The 15,036-nt window shown below is 45.7% G+C and carries 14 protein-coding genes; 6 read left to right on the top strand and 8 right to left on the bottom strand.

Translation table 11 applies throughout. The features are described 5' to 3' along the window. The first annotated feature begins 211 nt into the window (after positions 1-211). The 3 genes from ACRRSY_RS03460 to ACRRSY_RS03450 all read left to right on the top strand — a co-directional run bounded on the left by ACRRSY_RS03460 (position 212) and on the right by ACRRSY_RS03450 (position 4,318). Positions 212-1,126, top strand: coding sequence for a hydrogen peroxide-inducible genes activator (locus ACRRSY_RS03460; RefSeq protein WP_432454559.1), 915 nt, complete (start codon positions 212-214; stop codon positions 1,124-1,126). A 211-nt stretch (positions 1,127-1,337) separates the two neighbouring features. Beyond that, positions 1,338-2,648, top strand: coding sequence for a diguanylate cyclase domain-containing protein (locus tag ACRRSY_RS03455; RefSeq protein WP_432464355.1), 1,311 nt, complete (start codon positions 1,338-1,340; stop codon positions 2,646-2,648). Between the two features lie 380 nt (positions 2,649-3,028). Then, on the top strand, positions 3,029-4,318 hold the full coding sequence (locus ACRRSY_RS03450; protein ID WP_432464354.1) for an NAD(P)/FAD-dependent oxidoreductase: 1,290 nt from the start codon (positions 3,029-3,031) through the stop codon (positions 4,316-4,318). Position 4,319: 1 nt separating this feature from the next. Here the strand turns inward: ACRRSY_RS03450 and ACRRSY_RS03445 are convergent, their stop codons facing one another. The 6 genes from ACRRSY_RS03445 to ACRRSY_RS03420 form a co-directional block, all read right to left on the bottom strand. After that, a complete protein-coding gene (locus ACRRSY_RS03445) occupies positions 4,320-4,655 on the bottom strand; it encodes a hypothetical protein (protein ID WP_432454562.1) in 336 nt (111 codons plus the stop codon). A gap of 42 nt (positions 4,656-4,697) precedes the next feature. Further along, a complete protein-coding gene (locus ACRRSY_RS03440; protein ID WP_432454563.1) occupies positions 4,698-5,018 on the bottom strand; it encodes a hypothetical protein in 321 nt (106 codons plus the stop codon). 323 nt (positions 5,019-5,341) lie between these two features. Next, the gene (locus ACRRSY_RS03435; protein WP_432454564.1) at positions 5,342-8,467 is read right to left on the bottom strand and encodes an efflux RND transporter permease subunit; all 3,126 of its coding nucleotides are present in this window, start codon (positions 8,465-8,467) and stop codon (positions 5,342-5,344) included. After that, positions 8,467-9,585 carry an efflux RND transporter periplasmic adaptor subunit gene (locus tag ACRRSY_RS03430; RefSeq protein ID WP_432460892.1) on the bottom strand — a complete coding sequence of 373 codons (1,119 nt, stop codon included), beginning with the start codon at positions 9,583-9,585 and terminating at the stop codon, positions 8,467-8,469. Before ACRRSY_RS03430 ends, ACRRSY_RS03435 begins: the two co-directional genes overlap by 1 nt. A 188-nt stretch (positions 9,586-9,773) precedes the next feature. Then, positions 9,774-10,133 (bottom strand): iron-sulfur cluster insertion protein ErpA, encoded by a 360-nt coding sequence (gene erpA / locus ACRRSY_RS03425; RefSeq protein WP_432454566.1) that lies wholly within the window; start codon positions 10,131-10,133, stop codon positions 9,774-9,776. A gap of 57 nt (positions 10,134-10,190) precedes the next feature. Beyond that, positions 10,191-10,862 (bottom strand): DUF6776 family protein, encoded by a 672-nt coding sequence (locus ACRRSY_RS03420; RefSeq protein ID WP_432454567.1) that lies wholly within the window; start codon positions 10,860-10,862, stop codon positions 10,191-10,193. Positions 10,863-11,010: 148 nt separating this feature from the next. Between ACRRSY_RS03420 and hemL the strand changes: the two genes are divergently transcribed. Beyond that, positions 11,011-12,294, top strand: a complete 1,284-nt coding sequence (gene hemL / locus ACRRSY_RS03415; protein ID WP_432454568.1) for a glutamate-1-semialdehyde 2,1-aminomutase — start codon at positions 11,011-11,013, stop codon at positions 12,292-12,294. 71 nt (positions 12,295-12,365) lie between these two features. Then, complete coding sequence (locus ACRRSY_RS03410) at positions 12,366-12,911, top strand: cysteine hydrolase family protein (RefSeq protein ID WP_432454569.1); 546 nt, start codon at positions 12,366-12,368, stop codon at positions 12,909-12,911. Between the two features lie 9 nt (positions 12,912-12,920). Here the strand turns inward: ACRRSY_RS03410 and ACRRSY_RS03405 are convergent, their stop codons facing one another. Further along, complete coding sequence (locus ACRRSY_RS03405) at positions 12,921-13,292, bottom strand: YbaN family protein (RefSeq protein ID WP_432454570.1); 372 nt, start codon at positions 13,290-13,292, stop codon at positions 12,921-12,923. 218 nt (positions 13,293-13,510) lie between these two features. Between ACRRSY_RS03405 and ACRRSY_RS03400 the strand changes: the two genes are divergently transcribed. Continuing rightward, a complete protein-coding gene (locus ACRRSY_RS03400; RefSeq protein WP_432454571.1) occupies positions 13,511-13,696 on the top strand; it encodes a hypothetical protein in 186 nt (61 codons plus the stop codon). Between the two features lie 674 nt (positions 13,697-14,370). Here the strand turns inward: ACRRSY_RS03400 and ACRRSY_RS03395 are convergent. Continuing rightward, the gene (locus ACRRSY_RS03395; RefSeq protein ID WP_432454572.1) at positions 14,371-15,024 is read right to left on the bottom strand and encodes a dUTP diphosphatase; all 654 of its coding nucleotides are present in this window, start codon (positions 15,022-15,024) and stop codon (positions 14,371-14,373) included. Positions 15,025-15,036: the final 12 nt, after the last annotated feature.

Here is a 15,036-nt window from a genome sequence, read left to right as displayed (position 1 = left end):
CATAATGAGTTGTTATTAGTTAATTTGGTCTGCCGCCTTGGCAGTGAAGCTATAATGTCTCGGATCGAGCTTCGGTTACAGTTGGAAAAATTGAAGTTGACCTTCTGTTTTTTAGAACGCATATTGAATATTTGAAAATATAGTGAATCATCAAATCACTTGAAGGTCGCTGTATTGGTGACTCAAATTTTAAATAGAGAGCGGTATATCTATGATCTCCTTGAAGCAAATTCATTACGCGCTAGCCATTGAACAGCATTTGCATTTTAAGAATGCCGCCGATGCTTGCGCAGTCTCTCAATCGGCCTTAAGCACTGCCATCACCGATATGGAACGTAAACTTGGCTTTCAGGTATTTGAGCGAGACAACAAAAAAGTACTGGTCACCCCCTTGGGAAAACAACTACTAGAGAAAGCGCGAGCAATTTCATTGCAAATGGGCGACATCGGCAAACTAGTCGAGTCCACTCAAAACCCACTAAGCACGCCAATGTCGATTGGCGTGATCCCAACCATTGCGCCTTATCTACTCCCTTTAGTATTGCCTTCGTTGCTGGAAACCTATCCACAGTTAGAACTCACCGTAATAGAGGATCAGTCTCAGCAATTGGTCTCGGAAGTCACTAACGGTAAGCTCGATGCTGCGATTTTAGCGCTTCCCTATCCATGTCAGAACTTATTGCACTTTCCATTCTGGCAAGAGGATTTTTATTGGATCGCTCATAAAGACAATAAAATGACCACCCAAGCCACGGTCAGAGCCAAAGAAATGCAACAATCTAATTTAATGTTGCTCAAAGAAGGGCATTGTTTAAAAGATCATGTACTGTCGGCCTGTAATATCTCATCAGATGCTGGCCATAGCCTCAGTGGCACTAGCCTAAATACGCTGATCGAATTAGTGGTCAGTAAAATGGGCACCACCTTGTTGCCACAAATGGCCTTAGAAAGCTTGGTACAACATCGCCCTTCTCTGGCCTCGGTGCGCCTCGATGAAAAAGGCCCCCATCGAGAAATCGCCTTTGTGGTGCGCCCCAACTATCCTTCGGTAAATAACATCGAACGATTAGGCAGCTTTATGCATGATAAACTCACCAGTCATTTCCAACAGCATGAACGCTGTTGAATCGAGGCTCACAAATGACGTCCATCGATAAGCACAATCATTTCAACAAGGGAGAGATTGCTTGCATAACGGGACAAATAATTCACTAGCAAGTGTCACACAAGCCGTAAAAACGAGAATGAAGAAAGCAGGTATACTGCAGCATACTGAAAATATGTGTTCATAACTCTTCCAATAAATGCAGTCTTAACTAACGGAATATAAAGCGTTTATGACCTATTTATTTCTATGTTTAATGTCTTTGCTGCTTGTTGTTAGCTTCGGTGCTTACCGAAAACTCAAACAGCAACAGCTGCGTCAAGAAAGTATTCTCGCCAGCCTAACTGAAGGTTTAATATTAACCAGTGAGCAGGGCCAGATCCTGTATATGAATCAGCCATCCATTCATTTATTAAATATCAAGACGAAGGCCATTGGTCAGGCTATCAGCACGATTCTTCCCAACATTGAACACTTGGCAGCCAATCAAACACGTCAAAGCTATGGTTTGTTAGCCACAAATGAGCATTTAGAATTTGAACTGACACTGATCATTCAAGCCGACGGTAACCGCTTATATATACTCCACTCAGATCAATTGGGACGAGCACAACCAGAAGAAGTAGAACGTTTTAAACGTAGCCAATACTTTGCCCGTATCGGCACTTGGGACTGGGATGTAAATACCGAGCAACTGTATTGGTCGGATGCAATTTATGCCATGTTTGGGTATAAAGTCGGCGAAATACAGCCTAGTTACCAACTGTTTTGTAATAGTGTGCATCCCGAAGACCGAGAAAGAGTGAAAGCTGGTGAACAGCGCTGCATCGAAACTGGCGAAAATCACGACGAAGAGTATCGAGTGGTGTGGCCCGACAGCAGTATTCACTGGGTCCGAGAAACGGGCAATGTGGTGAACGATAAAAATGGCAAAGTAGCAAAAATGATGGGGGTGGTACGTGATATCACCGAAGAGAAGAATGCCGAAAATGAGTTAATGAAGTTGGCGCATATCGATACCTTAACTGGTTTACCGAATCGACTTGAGTTAGAAGAAAAGTTAGCCAAAGCCATCAACCAAGCCAAAGCTGAACAGAGTCGCGTTGCGCTGATTTTCATCGATTTAAATAAATTTAAAGACATTAATGATAACTATGGTCATCACCGCGGCGACCAAGTATTAACCGCAACCGCCAACAGATTGCGGCATACCTTAAGAAAAACCGACTTTATCGCTCGCATTGGTGGTGACGAATTTGTCATGATTTTACAAGGATTAGAACTCTGCACCGAGCCCCCTCAAGAAGCGGAGCTAATGGCAATCAAAGTTCTCAACAAATTATCTAAGCCCATCGAAGTTGCAGCCACATCCCACGAGATTGGCGCAAGTTTAGGTATTGCGCTATTCCCCGACCATGCTAACAACATGGATGAATTATTACACATCGCCGATCAAGCCATGTATCAAGCGAAACGTCGTGGCAAAAATAAATTTCAATTTGGCAGCAAACACGAGTCGCTGCCTTTGCAAGGTGAGAACTAATGGCTAAAGTTAGTAGAATGGAAGACGCCAATCTATTCAGAGCTCCCAAGCATGCTAGCAGCTTCCGTTCGGCTTATCCCTCAACAATCACAAACATAAATAAATGTAAGCCAGTGCTGTTCCTAGAGAGAGGGGATCCTCAAAGCTAGTCAGAGTACATAGAATACGCCATCTCCAGTATTGCTGACTGCTAAAGTCAGCCAGATATTCCACCGAGCCTAAACCAACAAGACTCCAAACCACAGTCAAAAAAACCAACAAGCAAGCATAAACTCTATATTTTTATTTACATTTTACTTACATCCCCAAGCAATGTTAGATTTTTACTTAGATAGACAGCACAACACACTATAGAAAGCTACTCACAAGGATGTTTCGTCATGCCTCAAGCTCGCTGTAATTCCTATTATTCGGCAACCATCAAACATGAAACCAACTACCCCATATTGACAGGGGAATTAAGAGTAGATATTGCAATTATTGGCGGCGGTTTTACGGGGATAGCGACAGCACTAGAGCTTGCCGAAAAAGGCTATAAAGTGGCGCTAGTTGAAGCCAATAAAATTGGCTGGGGAGCCAGCGGACGTAACGGCGGTCAAGTCACCGGCAGTCTGTCTGGGGATCAAGCCATGACCAAGCAATTGCGTCATCAGATTGGCGAAGAAGCCGAAAAATACGTCTGGAACTTACGCTGGCGAGGCCACCAAATCATTCAAGATCGGGTCGCTAAATACGGCATAGATTGCGACCTAAAATATGGCCACCTGCAAACGGCTTATAAACCCGCTCATCTCCCTGAATTGCAAGCTATGTTTCAACAGGCAGAACAACGCGGAATGGGCGACGATATGCAATTATTGAATGCCGAACAGATCCCCGACTATTTGGGCTCGTCGATTTATCACGGCGGCCTCTTAAACAAACGGAACATGCACCTACATTCACTCAATCTGTGTATCGGCGAAGCACATGCTGCTGCAAACTTAGGCGTACAGATATTCGAACACAGTAAAGTACTTGAGATTATTGAAGCAGAGCCCTGCACGGTGGTCTGTGAGCAGGGACGGATCAACGCCGACTCGGTGCTAATTGCCGGTAACGCTTATCATCACCTAGCCCGTAAACAGCTGCGAGGATTGCTGTTTCCAGCCTCCTTAGGCAATATGGCAACCGTGCCACTCGGTGACCAGTTAGCGAAGTTGATAAATCCGCATGATGTCGCCGTATACGATTGTCGTTTTGTTCTTGATTACTATCGTTTAACCGCAGATAAGCGGCTGATGTTTGGTGGTGGAACCAACTATTCTGGACGAGACTCAAAAAGTGTTGCCGCTGAGCTAAGGCCAGCCTTGGAGCATACTTTCCCCCGCTTAAAAGGCATTGATATCGAGTTTGAGTGGACTGGTACTGCGGGTATCGTGCTCAATCGAATACCACAGTTAGGCAAAGTATCACCTCATGTATTTTATTGCCAAGGCTACTCCGGACATGGGCTTGCCACCTCCCATATCATGGGTGAAATCATGGCTAACGCGATCAGTGGTCATTTAAGCGAATTTGACGCCTTTAGTGCCATGAAGCAATTTAGGATCCCACTCAACGAGTGGTTTGGCAATCAAGCTTTAGCCATCGGTATGCTGTACTACAAAATGTTGGAGCATTATCGCTAAATTACAAACTTCGCCGCAGGCGATAAATATCAAGTAACGCGACCAGCCAACATGCCCCTAAGAGCAGCGTTGCAATATTTAACATCACTGCATCGCTTCCCGTAGGAGCTTGAGTCACCAACTTGGCAATCGTAGCTGCATCCAAAGGCACACTCCCATTAAGAATTTGCTCGCTCACTTGCGTTGCTCTCTGAATTGCCTGACGGCTCAAATAATAAAAAGCAGCAAGCGCGAGCCCTAGTAATACACTGCCACTCAAATATTTTTTTAAGTAGTAATGGCCCAAACCTGGAAAAATCAAAGCCGACCACAGCAGGGCCTTTGTCGTTTTTTTCACGGTTCCTCTCACTCATGATAATGCGTATAAAAAACCAATTGCTTAGTTAGTCACTTTCCAATTCGAAACTCGCTGATAGATCATGCCACATTCCTTTAAGGCCCGGCTGATTAAACCTTGCTGACGCAGTTCCCCAAGTCCTTTTTGTAAGGCGGTAAAAACAACCTTTCCTTGAGGATGTTGTTTGGAGACCATGGGTGAGGAGACCCTTTCAGCACAACTTTTACACCTCGAACAGGAACCAATCGAATACCCACCTTTGGGAAAACCATGGTTGATCAGAAAACTCATAAAACGTTGATAATTAATGATAATCACTCTAATCACTGCGATAGAGAGCGACTCAACAAACATTCCACTCACGATGATCTGCGAACTTTCAAACCTAAGGTTTACAATTTAAACGATTGTTCCGCCTTCGCACAGGACGTATTGCTGGCAATACCTAAACAAATGACGATTGATGAATCAAATCTTACCTGGCAGATAATTAAAATCCTATCCGGATAACCAGAAGCTCATATTGCAAAAAAATAAACGACCGACCGAAAAACAAGAGAAAACGAAAATCGTCATCACTATCTTACAGCTCAAGATGTGTCTTAGAAGGGAGCATATCAAGCGATTCGCGCTATAGTCGGTAACGCGAATCTCTGGAACTAACAAGATACTTTAGGCCGCACAACTTAGCGAACTTCAGCCTTAACAGGCTTAACTCGGCCAGTCAAAGCCCGCAACTGCCGCGGCACAACTTGTCCCAACATCAACAAACATGGAGTGAGGATCAAAGTTAATAAGGTCGCAAAAGTTAAGCCTCCAGCCACCGCAGTGGCCAACTGAGACCACCATTGTGATGACGGCGCACCAAATTGAATGCTTCGCTCAAACAGATCGATGTTCAGCTGCAACACCATCGGCATTAAACCCAAGATCGTGGTGATAGTTGTTAACATCACTGGCCGTAAACGTTGAGCACCCGTTCGCATAATCGACTCCTGCACAGGCAGCCCCTGGGCACGCAACACGTTATAGGTATCAATCAATACGATATTATTGTTTACCACAATTCCGGCAAGGGTAATCACCCCTAAGCCACTCATGATAACGCCAAAGGCTTGCCCTGCGATTAACAAGCCAAGTAATACTCCCACGGTTGAAAATAACACCGCTGAGAGGATCAAAAATGCCTGATAAAAACTATTGAACTGAGTAATCAAAATCAGCGCCATTACAAATAAGGCGACCACAAAAGCTTTCTCTAAAAACTCCATGCTTTCTTGTTGATCTTCATTCTGACCCCGCACTCGGATATCGACCAAGGGATCGAGCTGCAATTGCTTCAATTGCTTTCGTAATTTAGGCAATTCTAAACTTAAGTTCTGCCCTTCCGCCATATCCGCGCCCACGGTAAGTACTTGTCGGCCATCGACCTTATTGATCACGTCTTGCTTGGGCTTCGCTTCCAAAGACACAAAATTGGTCATCGGAACAAGACCATAGGCGGTTTTTACCCGCAACTCACTTAAACGACTAATGCTGCGATTTTCTTCAGGGAAACGTACTCTTATCTCCAGTTCATCATCGACATCATCGGGGCGGTATTCACCAATGTTCAAACCATTGGTCACAAACTGAACGGTATTGCCCAGTAGTGTCACATCGGCGCCAAACCGTGCGGCCTTAGCGCGATCCACCTTCAGCTGCCATTCAATACCTGGCTTGGTGCTAGAATCTTCGGCGTTCACCAGATGTGGATTATTATCAATCAGTGCACGGATCTTTTTCGCCATGGGGGCTAAACGTTCTGGAAAACGCGAACTCAATTCCAACTGAATATCCTTGCCTGCGGGTGGACCCGCCTTGTCTTGAGGAAATTCAATTTCTAAACCCGCCAAGGGGGCTAGGCGAGCCTGCATATCGGCAATCACCTCCTCCGCTGGCCGACGTTGATCCCAATCTTTTAGGTTCACCCGGATATTACCCAGTTGATCGCCACCAACCTTATTGTAGAGTGTATCGTAATCTTCAATATCGATGATCCGACGCTCGACTTTTTTCATGATTTCCAGCTTTTCATCGATCGAGAAATCACCATAAGAGCGAACAATAATATTAAAGCCCACGGGTTCAACCTTGGGAAAAAACTCTAAACCTTTACCGGCTCGCACATAAGTAAAGAGCACCACCCCAGCAATTACAATACTCAATAATAAAACCCGCCAAGGAGCACTTACCGCCTTGTTTAATATACGTAAATACCAGCCAGTCATGCCTGTGAGTTGCTGCCATTTCCCTAGGTCTGCATTAATCAATGCTTGCTGTTGTTGGTGACTCAAGCTACGTGGGCGACCAAAGATGTTGCCTAAAGAAGGCACAAAAATTAATGCCATCACCAATGATGCACTCAGTGTCGCAATCAAGGTCAGCGGCAAATACCCCATAAACTGTCCCATAATTCCTGGCCAAGCCAGCAAGGGGGCAAACGCCGCAAGAGTGGTTGCAGTGGAAGCAATGATCGGCCAAGCCATGCGTTGGGATGCTAAAGAATAAGCTTGATGACGAGGAACCCCTTCACTCATTTGCCGATCGGCAAACTCGGTAACCACAATGGCACCATCCACCAGCATCCCTACCGCCATAATCAGTGAAAACAGCACCACCATATTAATGGTGAGCCCACCCAGCGACAGAACCAAGATCCCAGCCAAAAAAGACCCCGGAATAGCAATCCCCACCAGCAGTGCCGAACGCAAACCCATCACCGCGATAATCACCACCACCACCAACAATACTGCCGATAAAATATTATTTTGCAGGTCCGACAACATGGTCCGAATATCTTTTGATTGATCGCCAGCATAGTCCACCACCACCGAATCAGGCCATAGCTTGCGCTCTTCGGCAATCAGGGTTTTCACTTGCTCGATGGTTTCGATCAAGTTTTCACCGGGACGTTTACTAACCTCCAAGGAGATGGTTGGTTTTCCATTGACGCGTGCATAGCTGCTCGCATCCTTAAAAGTACGCCGAGCGCTGGCAACATCGCCAAAAGTTACGATGCGATCGCCATCCACCTTAATTGGTAAATCGATCAAATCCTTCACAGTTTCGAACACCGAGGGAACTTTCACTGCAAAACGGCCACTTCCCGTATCTAAAGTCCCAGCGGTCACTAAACGATTATTCCGACTCACCAAGGAACCGATATCGGCCTGATCCAAGCCATAGGACTCCATCAGCAAAGGATCGACGATTACTTCCAAAAAATCTTCGCGGTCGCCACCAATGTTCACTTCCAGCACCTGTTTCATCGCTTCCATTCGATCTTGCAAGTCACGAGCAATGCTTAACAAGGCTCGTTGTGGCAAGTCTCCCGATAACAATACAGTGACCGCTGGCTGTTCGGTCGCAAGCGTAACTTGATGAACTTCAGGCTCTTCCCCCCCATCGGGCAGGTTCGGTTTGGCTTCGTCGACTTTCGCCCGCACATCGGCTAAAGCTTGGTCAATATCAACCCCAACCACAAACTCTAAAACGACCGAAGCGAAGCCTTCACTGGCAACTGCGGTCATTTCTTTGATACCTTCTAAACCCTGTAAAGCTTGCTCCATAGGCCGCAGTAATAAGCGCTCGGCATCTTCAGGTGAAATGCCGTCATGCGGGATAGAAACATAAATAACCGGGATCTCAACGTCGGGATCCGACTCTTTAGGAATGTTGATATAAGTGACGGTGCCACTAATAAATAAAAATACCAACAAGCAGATCACCGTACGAGTGCGTGACAGTATGGCCTCGATAAAGCGATGCATTAGTTTGCCTCCGGTTGCGCCAACGACTCAACCTGAGAGACCGCTTCTACTTTATCTCCTGCACTCACAAACCCTTGGCCCAGTACTATCACCTCATTATCACCGCTAAAACCCGATAGCCAAGCACCATCAGGATCTGAGCGAACTAGCTGAGCAGGAACAAACTGCACCACTGAGTCGCGCACCGTTTTCACCCCAAGGTTGCCCTCATCATCTAGCGCTAACACCGCTGGACTCACCTTTATCGCCTCCACTTCAAGCAAAGGAAAACGCACACTCGCACTCACCCCAGCCTTTAAAAGATGCTGCTGATTATCAATTAATACCTCAACTTTAAAAGTATGGGTATTGGGATTAGAAATACTGGCGATGAAATCGATAAGCCCTTCTACCTGTTCGCCGGTAACCAAGCTCACATGCGCCCTTTGACCAAGCTGCAACAACCCGATATCGCGCTCGGACACATCGGTGCGCACACGAAGTTGTTGGGTATCGGCTAAGCGAAGAATAGGATCGCCAATCGACAAATAGGCACCTTGCTCAACTATATTTTCATCAAAAATTCCATCATAAGGTGCCAGCAATAGAGTATTGTCGATGGCTAAGGTGAGGGTTTTCACCATCGATTGGGCATCAACCAGAGAAGCCTTCGCTTCGGCGACTCGCGCTTTCCCTTGAAAGCCCTTTTTACTTAAAGCTTTGACACCCTCGTATTCAATCCGGCGCTGTTCTAATAAGGCTTCAGCGCGCAATAACTGAGAACGGCGATCTTGAATATCGAGCCGAGCCAAGGCTTGTCCTTGTTTCACTGGTCGGCCCTCATCCACTAAAAACTCAAGCAGTCGACCCGAGATCTCTGCAGAAATAGTACTCTGACGACTAGCTTCAGTTTGTCCATATAGCAACAAGTTCCGCTCGATGCGCTGAGCTTGAAAGGTTTTAACCAAGACTCGAGTCAGTTGATGTGTCGTTTGTTCAATGGGAGGCTGCGGATTGTCGTTGCCCTGCTCCCAATTAGAGACTTGACCAGAAAACATCCATAGCGCAACGATGCCAACAATCACAATAGAAAGCCAATAAGGACGAGCGGCCAAAAAACCCTTTACGCCTGTAGACACAATCAAATACTCCCTGTCTTTGGTCTAAATAGGCTCAAAGTATACAAGTAAGTATTGACTAGGGCATTATTTGATGCACAGAGCTGACAAAATCAATACAAGCCTTGGCTTGGCTTGTAAAACAAAAAAGCCACCTAAAGGTGGCTTAATCAAAAAATAAGCAATCGGTTAAATTATTTCTAGCGAACTTAAATGCTAAATGAAGAACCACAGCCGCAAGTTGCGCTGGCATTCGGATTATTGACTAAGAAACGAGAACCTTCTAAACCCGATGTAAAATCGACAACGCCACCCACTAAGTATTGTAAACTCATCGAGTCGACAACCATAGAGACCCCTTGTTTCTCCACTAAGGTATCCCCTTCGTTGACTTTTTCATCGAAGGTAAAGCCATAGGAAAAGCCCGAGCAACCGCCGCCGGTAACATAAACGCGTAGCATCAAGGCAGGATTCTCTTCTTCCGCGACCAACTCTTTGACACGCAATGCCGCGGCATCGGTAAATTGAATTGGAAACGCGACCTGTTCAGTTACAGCTTGTTCTGACACGGTGTATTCCTTAAATATATAAGCTAAGCCAGATTATCCAATACCCGAGTAATTTATTCAAGTATTACCCAAAGATGGCCAGTTTTCTTGGTATAATATTTCCGCCGCCTTATTCCAACGATCGCCCTTCAGTTTAGCCTTTAACTCAACTCGCTCGGCTAAAAAGCCTACTGGCAGTTTAATCTCGGTATTTAGTTCCTGAAAATAACGAAACTTAAAACTTAAGGGATCGGGCGTGGTTTGTAAATCAGCTAAGCTATATTGGTTCGGCAACTGATCTTGACTACCCACCACCACCAACTCCACCTCACCACTTAACCAACGCTTATTACGCGACACCTGCATTAATAACAACTGCACTCGAAAGTAACCAGGACTTAATGTGGGTTCGATATGCAGCTGCTCAATTTTCAAGCCACCAGCTTGTTGCTCGGGTGCCATAATTTTTCGGTAAACCATCAGCTCTTGGTTTAAGTCGGAATTTTCGGCGTTGCGTTCACTTAGACTTTGTTTTAACGACGCAATTTCTGCAAGGCTAGTATCTTGCTCTAAACTCAAGAGTGCTAGGCGTTGTTGTAATATTGCTTGGCTATCTAAAGCTACACTCAACTGCTGTTGTAACTGCGCACTGAGTTGGTCCTTTTGCTCCACCACCACCGACACACCATAAACACAGGTAAGTGCTAATACACCAACCAAACTAACCACAACCAACTTAGGCTTAAGCACGAAAAACTCACTGAACAATAAAAACCGCTAGTTTACCGATAATTAAGCCTTGCAACAAACCAGAGATTTTTCCCTCCTACATTGTTTGTTATAGTGAGCGCCATTCGGTGCTTTTCAGCCCTCGTTGACGATTTTAAAGGATTACTTCATGTCTCTTTCAGAACAACTATTTACCCAAGCTCAACAAACTATTCCTGGCGGCGTAAACTCACCCGTAAGAGCATTTAATGGCGTTGGCGGCACCCCATTATTTATTGAACGAGCTGACGGAGCCCGTATTTTTGATGTCGATGGCAATAGCTATATTGACTATGTGGGCTCATGGGGACCGATGATCCTTGGTCATAACCATCCTAAAATTCACCAAGCCGTGGTTGATGCCGCAGCCAAAGGCCTAAGCTTTGGCGCGCCCACTGCCAGTGAAATTGAGATGGCGAACTTAGTATGTGAACTGGTGCCTTCGATGGATCAAGTGCGCATGGTCAATTCGGGAACCGAAGCAACCATGAGTGCCATTCGTCTCGCTCGCGGTTATACTGGACGCGACAAGATCCTCAAATTTGAAGGTTGCTACCACGGCCACGCCGACTCACTTTTAGTCAAAGCTGGCTCAGGTGCCCTTACATTAGGCCAACCCAGCTCTCCAGGGATCCCTGCCGATTTTGCCCAACATACACTCACCGCCACCTACAACGACTTAGCCTCGGTTGAAGCCTTATTTGTCGCTTACCCAGAGCAAATTGCCTGTATCATCGTCGAACCCGTTGCTGGCAACATGAACTGCATTCCACCTGTCGACGGCTTCTTACAAGGGCTACGCGCCATTTGTGATAAATATCAAAGTGTCTTCATTATTGACGAAGTAATGACTGGCTTTCGGGTCGCCTTAGGCGGTGCACAAGCACACTACGGCGTCACGCCTGATCTCAGCTGCTTAGGAAAAGTCATTGGCGGCGGCATGCCTGTGGGCGCCTTCGGTGGTAAAAAAGAAATCATGGAATACTTAGCACCTGTTGGTCCGGTCTACCAAGCAGGCACCCTCTCTGGAAACCCCATCGCGATGGCAGCAGGTTTAGCTTCTTTAAGTGCACTACGTGATCCAGTGGTCCACCAACATCTTCATGCGATAACCGAACGTTTAGCCAAGGGCCTAAAAGACGCAGCCGAGCGGCAAAACATTCCACTGAGCATCAACCAAGTTGGCGCGATGCTCGGTTTCTTCTTTACCGAAGAACCAAAAGTAACCAACTTTGCTCAGGCCTGTGCCTGTGACACCGAACGTTTCAAGCAGTTTTTCCATCTAATGCTAGCCGAAGGGATCTATTTAGCACCTTCAGCATTTGAAGCCTCATTTACCTCTTATGCGCATACTGAAGCGGATATCGATGCCACCATTGCAGCGGCCGAGCGCTGTTTCGCTCAACTCAATTAAGCAAGCCATCATCAGTCATATTGCTCACACTCAAGCAATATGGCTGATGAAACATTAAAAGCAGGAAAGATATGAAATCCGCTCTATTAATCATTGACGTACAAAGCGTTTTGTTTGATCCCGAACCCAGACCATTTGAAATAAATGAAGTCATTGAAAGAATAAATGTTCTCAGCCGATGGACGCGCTCGAAGCATCAGCCAGTGATTTATATTCAGCACGAACAAGCAAACTCAGCGATCGAATTTGCCAGTGATGGCTGGCAACTACAAGCGGGCCTAAAGACCCAAACCAACGACTATTTTATTCGAAAAACCACGCCCGATAGCTTCCTCAATACTGACCTTGGGGACTTGCTTAAAAGCCTACAAGTTGAACACCTCATCGTCTGCGGTTATGCCTCCGAGTTTTGTGTGGATACCACCATTCGCCGCGCGGCAAGTTTGGGATATTCTGTCGAACTGGTTGCCGATGCCCATACCACCCATGACAAACCTCATGCGAGCGCTGAGACCATTCGCCTACATCACAATTGCACCTTGCCTAACATCACAAGCTTCGGAGTAAAAATTGCGGCGGTCAATACTGCTGCACTGATCGCACAAGCAGCAGAATAGAACTTGATGTTAATCGGAAGGATCTCGCCTGGAAGGCCGAGTCCATAAAAAAATCATCACCGAGCATAAACAAGCAGCGGCCACCATACGACCTATCCAAGGCACCTGAAACCACAACATCAAAGCAGCGGAAATAAGCACCATGATGGTCGCACTGCACTTCGCTCGCAAGCTAACCACGCCATATTGGTGCCAATCCTCAATCAAGGGACCAAAGACCCGGTGCTGTTGCAGCCAACGCTCAAAACGGGGCGAGCTTTTAGAAAACAAAACCGCAGCCAACAGCATGAAAGGCGTGGTCGGTAATAAAGGAAGGAAAATGCCGAGGGTACCCAATAGTACTGATATCCAGCCAATGATCAGGTACAACAGTTTTAACATGCCAGTAGTACTCACCTTATCCATCTGTTCGGCTTATCTTATCTCTTTCAGCCTGCAATGTAATAACAGATTGTTATGAGATATAAGCTTTAATGCATGGACGTCTGGATGTCTATTTGCTAACTTAGCTTTGCCGCCGATTTACTCGCCAACTTGCGGGCGGACTAAAAATTCAGCTAAAGCGCCAGCATGGCGCGAACATTCAATAGGAGTTCGTTATGTTTGAAGCTATCCGTGAACAGGAATTATTAAACTTATTTCAGGCTAGCCCTGCTGCAAGTCGCCAAGCGCCAGTATCACAGTCTAAGCCCGCCTTCGCCAGCCATCGACTGCCCGAAGCGCTCTTGGAGCAATCGGCATTTAACGACCGTTATCGTCCCGGTTATCGCACCAGTTATACCTAAGCTTTAATCGCTCATCACCCAGCCTTGCAGATGCAGTAAACAAACTCTTGCAAGGCTCTGCGCAACACTAGTTTTACGATTGAATATTTTTCAATCCACCAACGATCAGCGCAAGATGAAGCGCAACCACCAGCGACGGTGAACCAATAAGCAAGCGGAATCGTCTCTTGCAACGCAACAATAGCGTAGCAAAATCAACACTCGTTTAAGCGAATGTCATTAACCGTTCAAAATCACCATGAACTCAAAGTAAATACTTCACTCTCGCTACACATGAGGTAAAGGAGTGATGTTGCAATTAGTTAACTTTGGGCTTAGTCGGCGTCTGCGCTTGTTCGTCAGCTGATTTACTTGGACAAAAACTGGCACCTGAAGCACCTCTAAAACTAGAAAAAGCCATGTTATTTACCTCTACAACTTAACAAAATATTTGGTATTCGGCGCTCTGCCTAAACCCACAAATAAATTGTTGCAATAACAAGGCCAAGGCGTGGCAAAAACCAAATTTCACAAAAATATCTAATTCAATCAACAACAAAGTCAATACACAGCAGAATATACTCTTTTTTTGCGATTTTCCTAGCATGATATAAATAAAAATTGCAAAGGTATCTACACCGCTCAATAAACTGCGCTAACTAAGCGCAAAACATGCGCCAAAATGGAACATATCTCTACTTAGAGCGGCCATAACGTTGTTGGAGGGCATGATACAAATCTTGCTGGAAAGTTGCCGCCGTTGCATCCAGTTGAGTCATCAATTCAACCAAATGCTCGTTATCTTCGCGCCCATCCCATACTTTACGGTAAGTGCCTTGTTTATAACCGTTATCTTGTCGGAAAAAATTAAGTACATTTTTACTCACATACTGTTGATACAAGGATTGCCAATCCATTTTACAATCAAGGAGCAAGGCAGAAAACAGCCCTATACTGGTGCGTTTAGCTGCCGCTAAGCCGATCAACAGCTCTAACTTTTCGAGTAAATCAAGCTCAGTGAAGACGTAACTTTGGCCATCAAACTCAAGGCTTGTTTCAGCGATATTCGCAAAAATGGAATCCTCAGCCAAAGAATGCTTTCCCGCAAACTGCAGTAGTCGTTCTGACAACACAAAATGCCATATATCTACCAACTCCATTTGCAGTTGTTCTAAATCACAGTGCTGTTTCTTCCACCATTTCCAACCATGGTGCTCAATGGCTTCTGCCCCTTCAATCACAACTGCGCGTAAAAATGGTGAGCGCGCCTGCAACCAATCTGGATTAACTTTAGTATTCATATCGTCTTGAAGCTGCAACATCACTTGCGCTTGAATTGCTTGTAGCATGATCGGTCCTTT

It is taken from the genome of Agarivorans sp. QJM3NY_33, assembly GCF_050870865.2.
GTDB lineage: Bacteria > Pseudomonadota > Gammaproteobacteria > Enterobacterales > Celerinatantimonadaceae > Agarivorans.
Note: the sequence above shows the minus strand (reverse complement) of the source record. Positions and strands in the feature narration are given on the sequence as shown.

What these genes read in the sequence shown, in the direction of transcription:
- ACRRSY_RS03405 (WP_432454570.1), bottom strand. Translation starts at nt 13,292, where the DNA reads ATGTTAAAACTGTTGTACCTGATCATTGGCTGGATATCAGTACTATTG.
- ACRRSY_RS03455 (WP_432464355.1), top strand. Translation starts at nt 1,338, where the DNA reads ATGACCTATTTATTTCTATGTTTAATGTCTTTGCTGCTTGTTGTTAGC.
- ACRRSY_RS03450 (WP_432464354.1), top strand. Translation starts at nt 3,029, where the DNA reads ATGCCTCAAGCTCGCTGTAATTCCTATTATTCGGCAACCATCAAACAT.
- ACRRSY_RS03435 (WP_432454564.1), bottom strand. Translation starts at nt 8,467, where the DNA reads ATGCATCGCTTTATCGAGGCCATACTGTCACGCACTCGTACGGTGATC.
- hemL (WP_432454568.1), top strand. Translation starts at nt 11,011, where the DNA reads ATGTCTCTTTCAGAACAACTATTTACCCAAGCTCAACAAACTATTCCT.
- ACRRSY_RS03460 (WP_432454559.1), top strand. Translation starts at nt 212, where the DNA reads ATGATCTCCTTGAAGCAAATTCATTACGCGCTAGCCATTGAACAGCAT.
- ACRRSY_RS03395 (WP_432454572.1), bottom strand. Translation starts at nt 15,024, where the DNA reads ATGCTACAAGCAATTCAAGCGCAAGTGATGTTGCAGCTTCAAGACGAT.
- ACRRSY_RS03400 (WP_432454571.1), top strand. Translation starts at nt 13,511, where the DNA reads ATGTTTGAAGCTATCCGTGAACAGGAATTATTAAACTTATTTCAGGCT.
- ACRRSY_RS03410 (WP_432454569.1), top strand. Translation starts at nt 12,366, where the DNA reads ATGAAATCCGCTCTATTAATCATTGACGTACAAAGCGTTTTGTTTGAT.